The following is a 19,044-nucleotide window of genomic DNA, read 5'->3' as shown; positions in this document are numbered from 1 at the left end:
TCAGAGGATCTTGTCGAGAGTCGTGTGGTGCGAGCCGTCCGGCCCGGCGGAAACCCGCGCGCGCACGCGCGGTGCGCGGCGCACGGGCGACGGCGTCGGCGCGCCCGTTTCGCGCGCGTCGGCCGCGAGCGCATCGATCCACGCGGCGAGCGCGTGCAGCGTCGGCTGCGTGAACATGCCCTGCAGCGGCAGGTCGAGGCCGGTCGCCTGACGCGCCGCGTTCAGCGCCTTGAGCGATGCGATGCTGTCGCCGCCGAGCGCGAAGAAGCTGTCGTGGCGGGCGGGCGCGCGGCCGAGGACGCGCGCCCAGATATCGGCGAGCAGGCGCTCGGTGGGCGTGGCGGGCGGCTCGCGGTCGGCGTTGGCGTCGGCGGAGACGGCTTCGGGTTTGGGCAGCGCGCGGCGGTCGAGCTTGCCGTTGACGGTGAGCGGCAGCGCATCGAGCACGACGAAGTGCGCGGGGATCATGTGGGCCGGCACGCGCGCGGCGAGGTGGGTGCGGAGGGCGGCGGCGAGTGCGACATCGCCGGCATCGCCGACATCGCCGACATCGCCGACATCGCCGACATCGCCGACATCGCCGACATCGCCGACATCGCTGACATCGCTGACACCGCTGACATCGCTGACATCGCCAACATCGCCAACATCGCCAACATCGCCAACATCGCCGTTGCTGCCGGCATCGAAGTTATCCGGACCATCCCCGCGCCGCCGCGTGACATACGCAACGAGCCGTGCATTGCCCTGCGCATCGTCATCGGCGACGACCGCAGCATCACGCACCGCAGGATGCGCACGCAGCGCGGCCTCGATCTCGCCGGGCTCGATACGGAAGCCCCGAATCTTGATCTGCTGGTCGGCGCGGCCGAGATAGTGGATTTCGCCGTCGGCCTGGCGTTGCGCGAGGTCGCCGGCGCGATAGCGCCGCGCGCCCGGCGCGCCGTGCGGATCGGGAACGAAGCGCGCAGCGGTCAGGCCGGGCCGGTTCAGGTAGCCGCGCGCGACGCCCGCGCCGCCGACGTGAATCTCGCCGGGGACGCCGTCGAGCACGGGCTCGCCATGACGATCGAGCAACTGCAGCGAGAGATCGGCGAGCGGTTCGCCGATCGGGCTGAGCGGGGCGTCGGCGTCGGCGCTGCGCAGCGTGCGCGCGGTGACGTGCACGGTGGTCTCGGTGATGCCGTACATGTTGACGAGACGGGGCCGCGCGTCGCCGTAGCGATCGAACCAGCCGCGCAGGCTGGCGGGGGCGAGCGCCTCGCCGCCGAACACGACGAGGCGCAGCGCGGGCAGGGTGCCGGGCTGACGATCGAGCAGGCGGAACGCGGAAGGGGTCTGGCTGAGGACGGACACGCGATGCTCGCGCAGGAAACCGGCGAACGCGAGCGGATCGCGGCTGGTCTCGAAGGGCACGAAGACGGCCTGCGCGCCGTGCAGCAGCGCGCCCCAAAGCTCCCAGACGGAGAAGTCGAAGGCGGTGGAATGGAACACGCTCCAGACGTCCTGGCTGGAGAGGGCGAACGATTCTCGGGTGACGTCGAACAGGCGCAGCACGTTCGCGTGGGTGACGACGCAGCCCTTGGGGGTGCCGGTGGAGCCGGACGTGTAGATCACATAGGCGGCCTGGGCGGCGCAGATGGCGCGCGGCGGGGCGGGGCGGGCGCGGTCGTCGCGGTCATCGCGGTCATCGCGGTGGTCGCGGTGGTCGTGGTCGTCGTCGCCGTCGAGATCGATCTCGCAGCGCGGCAGATCAGGGCAAGGCAGGCGTTCCAGCTCGGCAGCGGTGCCGACGATGGCAATCATCGCGCTGTCGTCGATGAGAAAGCGCAGCCGTTCGTCCGGATAGGCGGAATCGAGCGGCACATAGGCTGCGCCGGTCTTGAGGATGGCGAGCATGCCGACCGCGAACGGGATGTCGCGCGCGCAGGCGAGGCCGATGCGCTGCTCGGGGGCCGCGCCGAGTTCGCGCAACGTCCAGGCGAGCGCATTGGCACGCGCGTCGAGCTGCGCATAGGTGAGCGAACCGGCATCACCGGAAACGGCGACCGCATCCGGATAGCGCGCGGCGATCTCCTCGAATGCATCGCAGAGATTCGCGTACCGCAACGCCGGCACATCGGCCGGTGCACGCGTTGCCGCCGGCACGTCGCGCAAGCCGGAAACCGGCATCGCGAGCCACGGCGCGTCGATGTCGGACGCCATGTCGCGCAGCGCCGCGTCGAGCACCGCGAGATGCCGCTCGATGTGCGACGTGCGGAACTGCGCGACATCGTAGTGCAACGACACGTCGATGCCGTCGCCAGCCGGATCGCGCGTGAACTGCACGAGCAGCGGGAAGTCGGTTTCCTCGTGCGCGTCGAAGTCGACGACCGTGACGCCGGGCAACGCGAGCGCATCGCGATAGACGCGGAAATGGATGTAGTTGAACGCGACGTCGAACAGGCGGCCCGCGCCGGCCTCGTCGGCGATTGCGGCGAGCGGCAGGCGCTTGAGCGCATCGATTTCGCGCTCGACGGCGGCGACATGCCGCGCCAGCCCGGCCCACGAGCCGGGCGCGAGGCGCGTGCCGAACGGCACGGTGTTGAGAAAGAGACCGGCGGCGCGCGCGCTTTGCGCGTGATCGGGGCGATTGTGGACGACGTAGCCTGTCACCGGACGATCCGATCCCGTCAGCAGCGACAGCGCGCGCAGATGCGCGGCGAGCAGCAGCGTGCGCAACTCGATGCCGAGCGTGCGGGCGTGCGCGACGAGCGACGCCGCCAGCGGTTGCGGCACGCGTCGGACGACGCGCGCGACCGTGCGCTGGCCGGCGGCCCCGCTCGCGTCGCGTGCGTGGCCGTCGCCGTTCGCGACGTCGCCGCCGGCGAGCGGCGTCGCGGGCGAGCGCGCGACGCGCTCGCGCCACGCGCGACGCAGCGCGTCGTCCGCGCGTGCGTCGCGCTCGTGTGCCGCGTGCAGCGCAAGCACGGGCGCGTCGCTTTCGGGGGCGGCGAGCGGGCCGCCGCACGCGCCGCCGATGATCTCCGTCATCAGCGTCGCGACGCTCCAGCCATCGACGATCGCATGATGAAAGCTCAGCGTGACGTGGATCGTGTCGTCGGCGACGCGGTGGATGAACAGCCGCAGCATCGGGCCGTTCGCGACGTCGAAGTCGCGCTGCTGCTCGGCGTCGGCGAATGCGTCGAGCTCGGCTTGCTGCGCCGCCTCGTCCAGCGCACGGCAATCGAATACCTGCAGCGCGGGGGCGGCTTCACGCCGGATCAATTGCAGCGGCGCCGAAAAACCGTCGAGCGCGAACACGGTGCGCAGCGCCGCGTGCGCGCGCGTCGTGGCCGCGAGCGCGCGTCGCCACGCAGCCTCGTCCCACGCGGCGACGCGCAGGCGATAGCGGAACACGTCATGGAATACCGCGCCGCCGTCGCGCTCCCGATGAAACAGCATGCCAAGCTGCAGGCGGGACATCGGCAATGCATCCTCGAGCCCGTCGGGCAGCAATGCGCGGTCGGTGTCCGGCAGCAGCGCGAACGGCGCGGGCGCGGTGGAAGCCGACACCGGCTGCTGCGGATCGCGATCGACGGTTTCGGCGAGCGCGGCGAGCGTCGGGCATTCGCGCAACTGGCGGGGCGACACGTACACGCCGCGCGCGCGTGCGGCGGTGACGACTTCCAGCGAATTGAGGCTGTCGCCGCCGAGTGCGAAGAAGCTGTCGTGGCGGGCGGGCGTGCGGCCGAGGACGCGCGCCCAGATATCGGCGAGCAGGCGCTCGGTGGGCGTGGCGGGCGGCTCGCGGTCGGCGTTGGCGTTGGCGGAGACGGCTTCGGGTTTGGGCAGCGCGCGGCGGTCGAGCTTGCCGTTGACGGTGAGCGGCAGCGCATCGAGCACGATGAAATGCGCGGGGATCATGTGGGCCGGCACGTGCGCGGCGAGGTGGGTGCGGAGCGCGGCGGCGGCGAGTGCGACATCGCCGGCATCGCCGACATCGCTGACATCGCTGACATCGCTGACATCGCTGACATCGCTGACATCGCTGACATCGCTGACATCGCTGACATCGCCGACATCGCCGACATCGCCGACATCGCCGACATCGCCGACATCGCCGACATCGCCGACATCGCCGACATCGCCGACATCGCCAACACCGCCAACACCGCCAACACCGCCAACACCGCCAACACCGCCAACACCGCCAACACCGCCAACACCGCCGTTGCCACCGGCATCGAAGTTATCCAGACCATCCCCGCGCCGCCGCGTGACATACGCAACGAGCCGCGCATTGCCCTGCGCATCGTCATCGGCAACCACAGCCGCATCACGCACCGCAGGATGCGCACGCAGCGCGGCCTCGATCTCGCCGGGCTCGATGCGGAAGCCCCGAATCTTGATCTGCTGGTCGGCGCGGCCGAGATAGTGGATTTCGCCGTCGTCCTGGCGTTGCGCGAGATCGCCGGCGCGATAGCGCCGCGCGCCCGGCGCGCCGTGCGGATCGGGAACGAAGCGCGCGGCGGTCAGGCCGGGCCGGTTCAGGTAGCCGCGCGCGACGCCCGCGCCGCCGACGTGGATCTCGCCGGGGACGCCATCGAGTACGGGCTCGCCATGACGATCGAGCAACTGCAGCGAGAGATCGGCGAGCGGTTCGCCGATCGGGCTGAGCGGGGCATCGGCGTCGGCGCTGCGCAGCGTGCGCGCGGTGACGTGCACGGTGGTCTCGGTGATGCCGTACATGTTGACGAGACGGGGCCGCGCGTCGCCGTAGCGATCGAACCAGCCGCGCAGGCTGGCGGGGGCGAGCGCCTCGCCGCCGAACACGACGAGGCGCAGCGCGGGCAGCGTGCCGGGCTGGCGATCGAGCAGGCGGAACGCGGAAGGGGTCTGGCTGAGGACGGACACGCGATGCTCGCGCAGGAAACCGGCGAACGCGAGCGGATCGCGGCTGGTCTCGAAGGGCACGAAGACGGCCTGCGCGCCGTGCAGCAGCGCACCCCAAAGCTCCCAGACGGAGAAGTCGAAGGCGGTGGAATGGAACACGCTCCAGACGTCATGGCTGGAGAGGGCGAACGATTCTCGGGTGACGTCGAACAGGCGCAGCACGTTCGCGTGGGTGACGACGCAGCCCTTGGGGGTGCCGGTGGAGCCGGACGTGTAGATCACATAGGCGGCCTGGGCGGCGCAGATGGCGCGCGGCGGGGCGGGGCGGGCGCGGTCGTCGCGGTCATCGCGGTCATCGCGGTGGTCGCGGTGGTCGTGGTCGTCGTCGCCGTCGAGATCGATCTCGCAGCGCGGCAGATCAGGGCAAGGCAGGCGTTCCAGCTCGGCAGCGGTGCCGACGATGGCAATCATCGCGCTGTCGTCGATGAGAAAGCGCAGCCGTTCGTCCGGATAGGCGGAATCGAGCGGCACATAGGCTGCGCCGGTCTTGAGGATGGCGAGCATGCCGACCGCGAACGGGATGTCGCGCGCGCAGGCGAGGCCGATGCGCTGCTCGGGGGCCGCGCCGAGTTCGCGCAACGTCCAGGCGAGCGCATTGGCACGCGCGTCGAGCTGCGCATAGGTGAGCGAACCGGCATCACCGGAAACGGCGACCGCATCCGGATAGCGCCCGGCGATCTCCTCGAATGCATCGCAGAGATTCGCGTGCCGCATCGCCGGCACGTCGGCCGGCGCGCGCATCGCCGCCCCCGCATCGCCGGCCGCCGACCTCGCCGAAACGAGACGCGCATCCGCATCGTCGAGCGCGTCGCGCATCACGGCGTGAAACGTCTCCACGAATGCCTGCGGCGCGAGCGCGCCGAAGCACGAATCGTTCGTGTCGAAGTCGATGTAGATCGGCCGCTGCGCGCTGAAATCGCGGACGTACACGCGCAGCGGGTAGCTCTGCGCGGGCGTGCGCAGCGGCGTCACCGTCGTGGACGTGCCGTCGAACGTCGCATCGTAGTCGTGCCGTTCGTACGACAGGCTCACTTCGAACGGCAGGCGGCCCTGGTCGCCCGACACCGCGTCGAGCGGGTAGCGCTGATGCCGGAAATCGGCCTTCAGTTGCGCGCCGATCCGCGCGGCGAGTGCCGCGAACGTGTCGGCAGGCGCCGCCGACGCGCGCAGCACGCAAAAGCCGAGAAAGAGCCCGATCGTCTGCTTGTCGGTCGCGGTGCGCCGGTTGAGGATCGGCAGGCCGATCGCGAGATCGCGCGCGCCGACCACGCGAAACAGCGTCGCGTGCAACACAGCCGTGAAAAAGTGGAATGCGCTCACGCGGTGCGTGTCGCACCATGCGCGCACCGCGGCGGTGTCGGCCTCGCCCAGTTCGAGCACCGTGCGCCGGTTCGACAGCGACGTCGCGCGCGGGAAGTATTCGCTGTCGTACGACGCGAGCCGCTCGGCCCAGTATCGGCGCGACGCGTCGCACCGGTCGGACGACAGATACGCGCGCTCGTCCGCCAGCGCCGCGTCGACGCTCGTCTCCTCCCACGCCACCGGTTCGCCGCCCGCACGCAGCCGGTTGTACGCGTCGCACAGGCGCGCGTAGAACAGCGATGTGCCCCAGCCGTCGAACAGCGCGTGATGGAAGGCTGCATATGCGATGTGCTCCGCGTCGCCTGTCCTGAGCAATATCATCCGGTTCGCGACGTCGTGTCCGTCGGCGGCGAAACGGCGGTTCGCGAAATCGTCGTCGATGAAGCGCCGCGCGGCCGCCTGCGGATCGGCGTGCGAACGCAGGTCGAGTGTCTCGTGCGCGAAGCCCGCAACGTCGTGCACGACCTGGAACAGGCCGTCGGCGCCGTCATGCAGCGCCGAGCGCAGCGCAGGACTGTGCGCCGCGACGAAGTCCGCCGCGCGCCAGAACAGGTCGGGCTCGAGCGTGCCGACGATGTTCGCCGCCGCGCCGATTTGCGCGAGCCGGTGGTCTTCATGGAAGTTTTGCGCCGCGTGGATATTGCGCTGTGCCGCCCGGAAGGGGTATTTCATCTGACAGCCCGACGTAGATGGATTCGCTTGCGAAGGTTCTTCGGATACCGATACGTTGTGCGCTTGCCGCGAGATGCGCGGCATCGGGAAACCGCCCCACGCGCTGACATGCATGCGCGCCAGGAATGCGGGCGGCCGATGCGGCAATGCGCGAGTGACGGCGATTAGAGCACCGCGCCGGTCGAACGTCTGTCCCCGGAACGCCGGACAATGCGCGCGCGCCGTCATGCATTCCCATGACAGACGTGGTCCGGCGCCGGTGATCTAATCCGGCAGGCCTGCCCACGCGCCCGCCGCGCGGGTGCCGGGCGCGACGCGACGCGCGCGCCGTCCCTGCGCCGTCGCGCTCAACCCGATAAGGAATGCATGTCGCTAGGTCGTCGTTTCTATTTCTTCTGGCTGGGCGAATCGACGATGCAGTTCGCCGCGGCGTTGATGTCGTTCGCGCTCGGCGTCTGGGTCTATCGACAATCCGGCTCGGTGACGGCCTTCTCGAATACGGTGATCGCCGCGACGCTGCCGTCGGTGCTGATCCTGCCGTTCGCGGGCGGCCTCGCCGATCGGCTCGACCGCAAGCGCATCATCGTCGCGGCCGACGCGGCGCTCGCGCTGCTGACGCTGCTGCTGCTCGCGCTGCTGCTGGCCGGCCGGCTGCAGCCGCTGCATCTGTACGTGTTCAACGGCTGCGCGTCGGCGGTCGGCGCGTTTCGGGGGCCCGCCTATCAGGCCTCGGTAGGTTCGCTCGTGACGAAGGACGGGCTGACGCGCGCGAACGGCCTGATCGGCATCGGCAAGAACGTCTCGACGCTCGCCGCGCCGTTGCTCGGCGGCATCATCATGGGCGGCGCGGGCCTGCAGGCGGTGTTCGCCATTCATTTCGTCGCGAGCGTCGCGGCGATGCTATGCGTGCTCGCGGCGCTCGGCCGTCTCGGCGCGGCATCCGTCGAGCCGGCGTGCGCGAACCGGCCGTTGCTCCATGACGTGCTGACGAGCCTCGCGAGCGCGCGGCGCTTCTTCGAGGCGGAGCCGCTGCTGCTCGGGCTGCTCGTCTACGTGATGCTCCAGAGCGCGCTGATCTCGCTCGCGACGATGATGATCGCGCCGCTCGTGCTCGCGCAGCATTCGAGCGCGGAGCTCGGGTTCGTCTATACGTGGGCCGCGCTCGGCGGGCTCGCCGGCATGTCGCTCCTCGTCGCGGCGACCAACCCGCAGCGCCTGATGCTGATCGTCGTGTGCGCGGATACGGTGCTGTCGCTCTGCATGCTGTCGATCGGCCTTGCGTCGTCGACGTCGACGTACTGCGCGATCGCGTTCGTCGCGCTGGCGGCGGGCAGCGTCGCCGAAGGGTGTTGCAACGCGTTGTGGATGCGCAAGATTCAGGCGCGCAACCGGGCCAGCGTGCTGTCGTGCGTCAGCATGCTGATGATCGCGACGATGACGATCGTCGTTGCGGCGGGCGGATTCGTCGTCGACCGCGTGCTGGAGCCCGCGCTGGCGGCAGGCGGCGCGTTCGCGCAGGCGGCGCATGCGTGGTTCGGGATCGGCGCGGGCGGCGGCGTCGCGCTGCTGTTCGTCGTCGCCGGCGCGGCGAGCGTGCTGCTGTGCGCGTGCATGTTCGCGCATCCGCGCATGCGCCGGATCGATCTGCTCGTGCCCGACGAGGCATGCTGAAGCACGGCGCCGGAAAACCTGGCGCGCCGCTTGCGGCGATGCGTGGCGCCGCGCCGCGCGGAATGCGGCGCAGCCGACGAAGGGGGGCGTATCAGCCCGCCGCGCCCGGCATCACTCACCGTCGCGGCGGAACGCGCCCGGCGAATGCCCGGTCCATTTGCGGAACGCGCGATGGAACGCGCTCGGCTCGGAGAAGCCCAGTTCGGACGCGATGTCGGCCACGCTGCGCTCGCCGTCGCGCAGCAGCGCCTGGGCCATCACGCTGCGCATCTCGTCCTTGATCGCCGCGAAGCTCTGCCCTTCGCTGCGCAGGCGCCGCCGCAGCGTCGCCGGCGGCACGCCGAGCTGCGCGGCGAGCGCGTCGAAGGTCGGCCATTCCGCGGCCGCGACGGCTTTCAGGTGCGTGCGGATCTTCGCGACCCATCCCGAGTCGTGCCGGTAGCGCACCAGGATGTTGGCCGGCGCGCCGCGCAGGAAGGCTTTCAGCGCCTGTTCGGAGCGGATCGTCGGCAGCCGCAGGTAGGCCGCGTCGAACGCGAGCCGGCAGTCGGGCTGGTCGAAATGCACGGGCGCGCCGAAGAACTGGCTGTAGTCGGCGCGATGTTCGGGGCTCGGGCACGAGAAGTCGATGCGCCGCAGCGGAATGCGCCGCCCGATCAGCCAGCACGCGAGCCCGAGCAGGACCAGCCAGAACGTGCGGTATGCGAACGCGGGGCGCGGCGCGCCCACGTCCGCGAGCACGATGCGCGCCTCGCCGCCGCTCGCCTGCAGCGTGCCGTGCGGATGGTCGAGCACCACGCGCAGGAAGCGCAGCGAGCGCCGCAGCGCCTGTTCGAGCGTGCGCGTGTGCAGCACCGCATGCCCGAGCAGCGCGAAGCTGCCGACCCGCATCGGGCGCGCGGCGAGGCCGAAGAACTCGTCGTCGAGCGCTTCGGCCATCGCGAGCCACAGCCGCCCGTACTGCTGGACCGTGACCGGCGCGTCCACCTCGCCGGGCAGGCCCGCCGCGCGCAGCAGCGGCGCGACGTCGACGCCCTGCACGCGCAGGCACGCAAGTGCATCCTCGACGAAACCCGACGCGATCATCTGCCGTTCCACCGCAAGCCTCCTCCATCCGACATGGCAAATCCGATCAAGATCGTAGACCCGATTTGTCATTGTTTGCAATGTCGGCGATGACTACCATCGGGAACGAATCTGCGGCTCCGGTCGCCCGGCCGGCAGCGATACAACGGGAGGAGACACCCATGTCGGATCAGATCGTCGTCGACGCCACGCCCGCCTATGCGGACGCGCTGGCCGGCTTCAGCGTCGAAGCGGCCGCCGCGCGCCTGCACGGCGACCTCGCGCGCGGGCTGAACGCGTGCGTCGAATGCTGCGACCGGCACGTAGCCGACGGCGGCACGGCGCTCGACTGGATCGATGCGGGCGGGCATCACCACAGCTTCAGCTTCGCGCAGATGCAGGCGCTGTCGGCGCGGGTCGCGAACCTGCTCGTCGCGCAGGGCATCCGGCCCGGCGACGTGGTGGCCGGGCTGCTGCCGCGCACGCCGGAGCTCGTCGCGACGGTGCTCGGCGCGTGGCGCGCGGGCGCCGTCTACCAGCCGCTGTTCACGGCGTTCGGGCCGAAGGCGATCGAACACCGGCTGCGCATGAGCGACGCGAAGCTGGTCGTGACCAACACCGCGAACCGGGCCAAGCTCGACGACGTGGCGGCGTGCCCGCCGGTCGCGACCGTGCGCGCGCCCGACGCGCCGCTGGCCGGCGGCGATCTCGATTTCCGCGCCGCGCTCGACGCGCAGCCCGATGCGTTCGAGCCGGTGCCGCGCACCGGCGCGGACCTGTTCCTGATGATGTCGACGTCGGGCACGACCGGGCTGCCGAAGGGCGTGCCGGTGCCGCTGCACGCGCTGCTCGCGTTCGGCGCGTACATGCGCGACGCGGTGGACCTGCGCCCCGGCGACCGGTTCTGGAACATCGCCGATCCGGGCTGGGCGTACGGCCTCTACTACGCGATCACCGGGCCGCTGCTGCTCGGCCACGCGACGACGCTCTACGAAGGCGGATTCACGGTCGAGGGCACCTACGACGTGATCGAGCGGCTCGGCATCACCAGCCTCGCCGGCTCGCCCACCGCGTACCGGCTGCTGATGGCGGCCGGCGCCGGGCCGGCCGCGCGCATCAAGGGACGGCTGCGGGTGGTCAGCAGCGCGGGCGAGCCGCTGAACCCGGAAGTGATCCGCTGGTTCGACGCCGAACTCGCCGCGCCGATCCGCGACCACTACGGCCAGACCGAGCTCGGCATGGTGGTGAACAACCACCACGGGCTTGCGCACCCCGTGCATCCCGGCTCGGCCGGCCTCGCGATGCCCGGCTACCGCGTCGCGGTGCTCGACGACGCCGGCCGCGAGCTCGGGCCGAACCAGCCCGGCATCCTCGCCGTCGACATCGCGCAATCGCCGCTGCTGTGGTTCTCGGGCTACTGGCGCCAGGCGACGCCGGCCATCGCCGGCGGCTACTACCGCACCGGCGACAGCGTCGAGCTCGAGCCGGACGGCAGCATCAGCTTCATCGGCCGCGCCGACGACGTGATCACGTCGGCCGGCTACCGCATCGGCCCGTTCGACGTCGAAAGCGCGCTGATCGAGCATCCGGCGGTGATGGAGGCGGCCGTGATCGGCGTGCCCGACCCCGAGCGCACCGAGATCGTCAAGGCGTACGTCGTGCTGTCGGCCGGCTACGCGGGTTCGCCGGAACTGGCCGACGAACTGAGCCTGCATGTGAAGAAACGGCTGTCCGCGCATGCGTACCCGCGCGCGGTCGAATTCGTCGACGCGCTGCCGAAGACGCCGAGCGGCAAGGTGCAGCGCTTCGTGCTGCGCAAGATGGCCGTCGAACAGAACGTGAATTCCTGAATTCCTGAATTCCTGAATGGAGTGGCATCAATGAACATCGATAACCGGGTATTTGTCGTCACGGGCGCGGGCTCCGGCCTCGGCGCCGCGGTCGCGCGGATGGTCGTCGCGCAGGGTGGCCGCGTGCTGTTGGCCGACGTCAATGCGGACGCCGTCGCCGGCGTCGCGCGCGAGCTCGGCGCGGCGGCGCGCGCCGTGGCCGCCGACGTGACGAGCGAAGCCGACGGGCAGGCCGCGATCGCCGCGGCGCTCGACGCGTTCGGGCGCATCGACGGGCTCGTCAACTGCGCGGGCGTCGCGCCGGGCGAGAAGGTGGTCGGGCGCGACGGGCCGCACCGGCTCGACAGCTTCGCGCGCGCGGTGTCGATCAACCTGGTCGGCACCTTCAACATGATGCGGCTCGCGGCCGACGCGATGTCGAAGCAGGACGCCGATGCGAACGGCGAGCGCGGCGTGATCGTCAACACCGCGTCGGTGGCGGCGTTCGACGGGCAGATCGGGCAGGCGGCCTATGCGGCGTCGAAAGCCGGGGTGGCCGGGATGACGCTGCCGGTGGCGCGCGAGCTCGCGCGCTTCGGCATCCGCGTCGTGACGATCGCGCCGGGCATCTTCGAGACGCCGATGCTGACCGGGATGCCGCAGGAAGTGCAGGACTCGCTCGGCAAGAGCGTGCCGTTCCCGTCGCGGCTCGGGCGGCCCGACGAATTCGCGGCGCTGGTGCGCCATATCGCCGAAAACCCGATGCTAAACGGCGAAGTCATTCGACTCGACGGCGCGCTGCGCATGGCGCCGCGCTGATCCACAAGGAGAGGGAATCATGACGACACACGATCCGATTGTCATCGTTGGCGCGGCGCGCACGCCGATGGGCGGCTTCCAGGGCGACCTGGCCGCGGCATCCGCGAGCGAGCTGGGCGCCGTGGCGATTCGCGCCGCGCTCGAACGCGCGGGGCTGCCGGCCGAACAGGTCGACGAAATCGTCTTCGGCTGCGTGCTGCCGGCCGGGCAGGGCCAGGCGCCGGCGCGCCAGGCGGCGCTGAAGGCGGGGCTGCCGCTGGCGACGGGCGCGACCACGGTCAACAAGATGTGCGGCTCCGGCATGAAGGCCGCGATGCTCGCGCACGACCTGCTGGTCGCGGGCTCCGCCGACGTGGCGGTGGCCGGCGGCATGGAGAGCATGAGCAACGCGCCGTACCTGTTGCCGAAGGCGCGCGGCGGCTACCGGATGGGCCACGGGCAGGTGCTCGACCACATGTTCGTCGACGGCCTCGAGGATGCGTACGACAAGGGCCGCCTGATGGGCACGTTCGCCGAGGATTGCGCGACGGCCTACGGCTTCACGCGCGACGCGCAGGATGCGTTCGCGATCGCGTCGCTCACGCGCGCCCAGAAGGCGATCGCGGAAGGCCGCTTCGCGGCCGAAGTGGCGCCGGTGCGCGTGAGCGCGGGCAAGACCGAGGCGCTCGTGAGCATCGACGAGCAGCCGGGCAAGGCCAGGCTCGACAAGATCCCGACGCTGCGGCCGGCGTTCCGCGAAGGCGGCACGGTGACGGCGGCGAATGCGTCGTCGATCTCCGACGGCGCCGCGTCGCTGGTGCTGATGCGCCGCTCGGAAGCGGAGAAGCGCGGCCTTGTGCCGAAGGCGGTGATCGTCGGCCACTCGACCTATGCGGACAAGCCGGGGCTGTTCACGACCGCGCCGATCGGCGCGCTGCGCAAGCTGTCGGAGAAGACCGGCTGGCGGCTGGGCGACGTCGACCTGTTCGAGATCAACGAGGCGTTCGCGGTGGTCGTGATGGCGGCGATGCGCGATCTCGACCTGCCGCACGACAAGGTCAACGTGCATGGCGGCGCGTGCGCGCTCGGGCACCCGATCGGCGCGTCGGGCGCGCGCGTGATGGTCACGCTGCTCGCGGCGCTCGAGACGCACGGCCTCAAGCGCGGCGTGGCGTCGCTGTGCATCGGCGGCGGCGAGGCGACGGCGATCGCGATCGAACGGCTGTCCTGACGCGGCCACGCGAATCCGCCCCCGGATTCGCGACGACGTCGAATGCGCAGGCGAATCGGGCGCGGCCGGCAGCGGCTGGCTGCACCGATTCGCCGGCCGGCCACTTGCGCTGCATGGACGCCGCGCCACGCGGATCACGCGTCCAACCCGGGCGACACCTCCGAAAAACGGCCGCTGGCCGTTCGGGACAGGTGACGCCCGCGCGCCGGCTGCTACAATCGCGAATTGTTCCAGTGTGCTTGACGTGACGGGCCCCGAACGGTTCGCAGGCGGCCGGCAAATTTGTCGGCGGCGCGAGTGGCCGGACCGGTAACTTTGTCGAGTCCGACACCTTCGGTCGTGCTGACGAGCGCGACACGTCCCCGGCGTTTTCCCCGATTTTTCCGGCAATCCGGCATCGGCGCCCGCTCGGGCCGATTCGACGGACACCGAAGCAGCGCGCGTGCCGCGCGATGCGGTGCGGGAGGGGGCCATCCCGTAGCGGCCAGGCAGACTGTGAACGAGTGACGGACATCCATGTATCTGGGTGCCGCCAGGCACCGCATCGACGAAGACTACGCCACGTGACATCCAGCAAAATCCAAACGCTGCAACAGCAGCTCGGCCATCTCAACCTGCTCGTTGAAGAGGCCCGCAAGAAAGAAAAGGCAGAAGCATTGGCCGCGATCCGCGAGCATGTGAAGGAGTTCGGCATCACCGAGGTGGAGCTCCTGCGTGCGGCCGGCTTCGTGAAGGACAAGCCGAAGAAGCTGCCGGCCAAGTATTACGATCCGTCGTCCGGCAATTCGTGGACAGGGCGCGGCGCCCGCCCGAAATGGCTGGTCGACAAGAACCTCGACGACTACCTGATCCAGCCCGCTTCCACCGCCAAGCCCTGGTGGCCGGGCGAAGAGTAATTCTCGCAATTCTCGTACCTGCATCGCGCGTGATCGCGCAGTCGGCCGGCGGGCGTTTGCCTGTGCCGGCCGTCGTGCGTGATGGGGTCGGGGCGCGGGGTCGTATTGATGGGTGGCGACCCCGGGCCGCGCGGTGCCGCGCATCGGATGCCCGGCCGACGGGCATCCCGCGATGACCTACACTAGAAGCCCGCCCGTCGCGGGCCGGCGTGCCGCTCCGGAGCCAAGGCGGCCGCGGCGATGGCCCGCGCATGACGATCGAACGGGAAACGCGGCTTGATCGGCCGCCCGGCCCCGCCGGGCGCCGACGTTCGTGAAGGAGGTCATCATGTTGCAAGCCAGCGAGATGCAGCAACGCTTCAGCCATCTACAGCAAACGATCAGCGACGCATCGCGAACCTGCCACTCGGACAAGACGGCGCCCAGGGCGCTGCTCGACTGGGTGGACGAGCTGGATCGGGAATGCAAGTCGGCCAGGAAGATCATGGCGTCACGCGACGAGGATCGCATCCGCCAATGGATCGACGATCTCGAACGGATCGGCGATCGCGCCGAACGCGCGTGCACGCAGGCCGGCGGCGTCGATGCCGGCGTGATGAGCGCGGTGAGTTCGATGCACTCCGAACTGTCTGACCTGAAGCAGAAAATGCACTGAGGTATTCGACTGCCCCGGCCGGGATGGCCGGGGCGGCCGGGGCTGCGGGCGGGTAAACCGTGAGCGGGTTTACCTGTCTCGAATGGCGGTTTTTCAAGTAGTACGATCAGCCGTCCAGTTTGTTGTTAGAGGTTTCTCACAGCGAAGCTCGCCCGCGTTTTGCGGGCTTTTTTTTGTTTTCGCGGGGTGGCGGGGGGCTGTTTGGCCCGTTCCGGCTGCTCGTCCCGCTGATGCGACGACGGCAGCGTTCCGGATGCGACAGACACTGCTGTCCGGGAACGGCGGGAGCGGGCGAAGGGCACCTCCGTGCAAAACAGCGCTGCGGGACCACGCGCGATGGCTGGCCCCGAGTTCGAATGCGCGTTGTGTACAGCCGGTTATCGGCCGTTCTATCGCGTCCAGAGGACGGCGCGCTGCCCGGACCACGTTCCAGACCATCCGGCCACTTCGCCGCGCTCATTGATGCCGACGGCGAAGCTCTCGTTGTGACCGGCGAGCGTACCGAGGTCGGTCATCACCCCGTCTCTGTAAAAAAAGGCGTGCCTGTCCCCGGTCGCGGTGGTCGAGGTGCCGACCACTTCGCCGCGATCGTTGATGCCCGTCGCTTCACTCATGCTGCCGCCGAGGGTGCCCAGGTCCGTCATCACGCCATCCTTATAAAGAAATGCGTGAGCACCGGTCGCGGTGGACGATGTTCCTACCACGTCGCCGCGATTGTTGATCGCACTGGCATCGCTGGCGTGGCCGCCGGGGAGCGTGCCAAGGTCGGTCATCACGCCCTTGTCGAACAGAAAGGCGTGCTCAAGCCCGAGCGCGCTGTTGCCCAATGAGCCAACCACCTGGCCACGATTGTTGATTGCAGTTGCGAAGCTGTTTTGGTCAGGATTGAGAAGCGCGCCGAGGTTCGTCATTACCCCATGTTGATACAGGAAAGCGTTTCTGAACTGGTGCCTTCCCCGTCCGCGGCTCACGAGGCCGACCACCTGGCCGTTCGCATTGATTCCATAAGCTTCGCTATCGGTAAAACCCGGAAGCGTTCCGAGGTTGGTCACGGCCCCGTCCTGATACAGGTAAGCGAACCGACCCGGATGTGTCGCGGGGTTCGCGGAGCCGACCACTTGACCCCGTGCGTTGATCCCGTTCGCGTCGCCGCCCCGGAGCGTGATGAAGTCGGTCATCACGCCATGTTCGAAAAGAAATATGTGCGTGTCCGGCCCGCCGGCCGTAGCGATGGACGACTGCCCCACCACTTGGCCACGATCATTGATCGCGGAAGCGTAACTGTCATTTCCGCCGGGCAGCGTGCCGAGGTCATGGATGGCGAACGTTTGGCCAGTGGCGGGCTGGAGCGCGGCGATGCCTATCAGGGCCGACGCGATCAGCGCATGGTGGCCGAAGCGACCTTGCTTGCAGGGGAATGTCGCCGTGCATCCCTTTCCGCGCTGTGTGGCTTTGGCGCCGAAGGCTTTGGCCAGCGTCTTATGTGCGACCACACGCGCCGCCGAAAAGAGGGATGTCGCCAGCTCGGGAATACCTGGGGTTCCGGACATGTCAGTCACTCCTTCTGGATGGACTTCCCCCCGGCATCTCGTGGACAGCCGCCTGCGCAGGCAGGTCGGCGATATGTCTCATGAGCTAAAGCAAGCGGCGCCGGACTGCTCGAAACGCAGGCGGATCGAGCCTCCGCGCCGGGAAATCGATGATCTGGAATGACTGCGCCGGGCGCATCGATCGCCACGCCTTTTTGGGCTATCACGCGATCACGCAAGATTTGCGCCGATGCCGACACGACAAGCGCTCCGGTGTCCGTGTTGGTCGCGGGCAGAGGGATTCGAGCGAAAACCGTTTCGTGGCTGAAACGAGGCCACCGCACGGCACATGAACCCGGTGGCGACGCGCCGTTGCATGGCCGCGCCCGCCCGTCGTTCACACGGGCCGACGCGCGCTGCCTCTCTTGCCGCCGCGCGTGCAATGTCGTCTCGATCGTGCTGTCACAAGCGGCCGTTGATGGAGCGAAGCCGACACTTGAACGATCGCGTGGTGCGAGATCGAACGGCCGCAGCTGGCTGATCGCCGACCGTCCACCCCGCGTTTCCCGAAATCCGCGAAGCCCCTTTTTCGTTCATCGCGGACTGACGTGATCGGCCTCACGCTGCGCATGCTTCAGCATCGATTTGAGCCGCTCCAGCAGGCCGTTCGCATGCACCATGAATTTCGCATCGGCGGTATCGGCGTCATTGGCGGGGGAAAGCTTGCCGGCCATCGCAAGATAGGCGTTTGCGGGACTATCCTGGCGGCCAGCACCTGATTGCGAAAGGATGTCCGACGGCGAGATCGCATCACGCGCGGTCGATGGATCCCCGGCCGCAACACTCGCCACTGCCGTCGCAGCATCCGTCGACGCAGCGGCCTCCGATGCACCACCACCCGCCGCCATGCCGTTCGCGTTTCCGCCGTCCCCCGACACGGCCGGGGAAGCACCGGACACGTCGCCACCCAGCGCTTTTCCTGCATCCCGGTATTGCGCGACGAGGCCTTTCACTTCCTTGATGATCGCCGCGAGTTGCCTGGGCGACAGCCCGAGCATGGCCAGTTGTCGCAGCATCTCCTCGATCTCCTCCAGACGCCTGCGCGCATACTCCTTCGCGCTTTGCGCCGATGACCGCCCAAGGTCGCTCAATGCCACACGGGCCTCCTCGTTCCGTTTGAGCACGTCGCCCAGCGAAAGCCCGGTGCTCGCCGAGCCGTCTGCTTTCCTGGAACCGTCGCGCTCGCGAACGGGGTAGGGGTACGTGCCGCCGGAATAGCTGGTGGCCTTGATCGCCATGGTGCCCTCTCGTTGTCTGGCGGTGGCACCGGAAGGACAACGCGAAGCCTGCCGCCGTTATTGTGAATGCATTCTGTAATGTTCATTAACGGCAGTAATCTGCCTGGGTTTAGGATCTGCTTCACCCCTGCCGGAAAAACCGCAGGATGGCCTCGGCGACGGCCTGCGGCGCCTCGCGCTGCGGGAAATGCCCCACGCCATCGAGCATCTGCCGCTCGTAGCGGCCCTGGAAAAACGCCTCCCGTCCCTTGGAACTGTCGGGATGGTTGCAAGTATCCGCCCCGCCGTGCAGGACCAGCGTCGGCACGGACAGCACAGGCGCCGGGCTCAGGCGCGCGTCGTCCTCGACATAGGCCGGGTCGCCTTCGGCAAAGCCCCAGCGGTGGCGATAGGCGTGCAGCACGATCTCGGCCCAGTCGTCGCCCTGAAACGCCTGCGCCGCTTCGTCGAAGTCGGCCTCGCTGTACCAGCCGGCCGGGGCCCAGGTGTCCCACATCTGCCGGGCGAAAGCCTCGCGCTCTTCCCGAACCACGCGCGCGCCGCGCGGCGTGGCCATGAACCAGTGATACCAGTAGTTGCGCGCCTGTTGCAGCGACAGCGGCTGGTTCGGGTCGTTGGTGCCGTAGCCCACCGACAGCATCACCAGATGAGAGGCCGCGCCGTCTCGCAAACCGCATGCGTTGGCGGCGGCTCGGGCGCCCCAGTCATGGCCGATCAGCGCCGGCCGCTCCAGCCCCAGCACGTCCATGAATTCCAGCAGATCGCGGCCCAGCGCGGACAACTGCCCGCTTCGGGGCGTGGCCGCATCGGTGAAGCGGGTGGGCGCGAAGCCACGCAGCGCCGGCGCCAGCACGCGGTAGCCGGCGCCGGCCAGGATTGCAGCGACAGTCTTCCAGCAGGCCGGGCTATCCGGCCAGCCATGCAGAAGCACGGCCGTGCGCGGCCCCTGCGGATTCCATTCGAGATAGGCGATGTCGAGCCGCCCGGTTGCGGCGCTGCGGTAAGTGCTCATGGCGTTGTTCTCGCGCAAATGGGATGGCTTCAGCGTAGCTGGACGAATCTGCTTGATTGGCGAATAATCGGCGACCATTCACGACGTTTTG

The 19,044-nt window shown here is 69.3% G+C and carries 11 protein-coding genes; 6 read left to right on the top strand and 5 right to left on the bottom strand.

Annotated features, from left to right (window positions below):
- Nucleotides 1–6,969 carry a non-ribosomal peptide synthetase gene (locus HWY45_RS26990; RefSeq protein WP_176118405.1) on the bottom strand — a complete coding sequence of 2,323 codons (6,969 nt, stop codon included), beginning with the start codon at nt 6,967–6,969 and terminating at the stop codon, nt 1–3.
- A gap of 366 nt (nt 6,970–7,335) precedes the next feature.
- On the opposite strand from HWY45_RS26990, the gene HWY45_RS26985 reads away from it, so the two are divergent.
- On the top strand, nt 7,336–8,640 hold the full coding sequence (locus HWY45_RS26985) for an MFS transporter (protein WP_059564964.1): 1,305 nt from the start codon (nt 7,336–7,338) through the stop codon (nt 8,638–8,640).
- A 111-nt stretch (nt 8,641–8,751) separates the two neighbouring features.
- On the opposite strand, the gene HWY45_RS26980 is transcribed toward HWY45_RS26985, so the two are convergent.
- On the bottom strand, nt 8,752–9,738 hold the full coding sequence (locus HWY45_RS26980) for an AraC family transcriptional regulator (protein WP_150999379.1): 987 nt from the start codon (nt 9,736–9,738) through the stop codon (nt 8,752–8,754).
- 149 nt (nt 9,739–9,887) lie between these two features.
- On the opposite strand from HWY45_RS26980, the gene HWY45_RS26975 reads away from it, so the two are divergent.
- The 5 genes from HWY45_RS26975 (at nt 9,888) to HWY45_RS26955 (ending at nt 15,114) form a co-directional block, all read left to right on the top strand.
- Entirely contained in the window at nt 9,888–11,555 is a 1,668-nt protein-coding gene (locus HWY45_RS26975; RefSeq protein WP_059883404.1) for an acyl-CoA synthetase, read from the top strand.
- Between the two features lie 30 nt (nt 11,556–11,585).
- Nucleotides 11,586–12,353, top strand: coding sequence for a 3-hydroxyacyl-CoA dehydrogenase (locus tag HWY45_RS26970; protein ID WP_059806573.1), 768 nt, complete (start codon nt 11,586–11,588; stop codon nt 12,351–12,353).
- Between the two features lie 19 nt (nt 12,354–12,372).
- The gene (locus HWY45_RS26965) at nt 12,373–13,563 is read left to right on the top strand and encodes an acetyl-CoA C-acyltransferase (protein ID WP_059883402.1); all 1,191 of its coding nucleotides are present in this window, start codon (nt 12,373–12,375) and stop codon (nt 13,561–13,563) included.
- Nucleotides 13,564–14,126: 563 nt separating this feature from the next.
- The gene (locus tag HWY45_RS26960) at nt 14,127–14,459 is read left to right on the top strand and encodes an H-NS histone family protein (RefSeq protein ID WP_059564960.1); all 333 of its coding nucleotides are present in this window, start codon (nt 14,127–14,129) and stop codon (nt 14,457–14,459) included.
- A gap of 328 nt (nt 14,460–14,787) precedes the next feature.
- The gene (locus HWY45_RS26955) at nt 14,788–15,114 is read left to right on the top strand and encodes a hypothetical protein (protein ID WP_059564959.1); all 327 of its coding nucleotides are present in this window, start codon (nt 14,788–14,790) and stop codon (nt 15,112–15,114) included.
- A gap of 389 nt (nt 15,115–15,503) precedes the next feature.
- Here HWY45_RS26955 and HWY45_RS26950 read toward each other — a convergent pair whose 3' ends face one another.
- From HWY45_RS26950 to HWY45_RS26940, 3 genes are all read right to left on the bottom strand, one after another.
- The gene (locus tag HWY45_RS26950) at nt 15,504–16,664 is read right to left on the bottom strand and encodes a DUF3466 family protein (RefSeq protein WP_081069817.1); all 1,161 of its coding nucleotides are present in this window, start codon (nt 16,662–16,664) and stop codon (nt 15,504–15,506) included.
- Nucleotides 16,665–17,236: 572 nt separating this feature from the next.
- Nucleotides 17,237–17,941: a hypothetical protein gene (locus HWY45_RS26945; protein ID WP_059883400.1), complete on the bottom strand. Its 705-nt coding sequence runs from the start codon at nt 17,939–17,941 to the stop codon at nt 17,237–17,239.
- Nucleotides 17,942–18,062: 121 nt separating this feature from the next.
- Nucleotides 18,063–18,953: an alpha/beta fold hydrolase gene (locus HWY45_RS26940; protein WP_059883417.1), complete on the bottom strand. Its 891-nt coding sequence runs from the start codon at nt 18,951–18,953 to the stop codon at nt 18,063–18,065.
- Between the last annotated feature and the right edge of the window lie 91 nt (nt 18,954–19,044).

Source organism: Burkholderia stagnalis (genome assembly GCF_902830275.1).
Classification (GTDB): domain Bacteria; phylum Pseudomonadota; class Gammaproteobacteria; order Burkholderiales; family Burkholderiaceae; genus Burkholderia; species Burkholderia stagnalis.
Note: the sequence above shows the minus strand (reverse complement) of the source record. Positions and strands in the feature narration are given on the sequence as shown.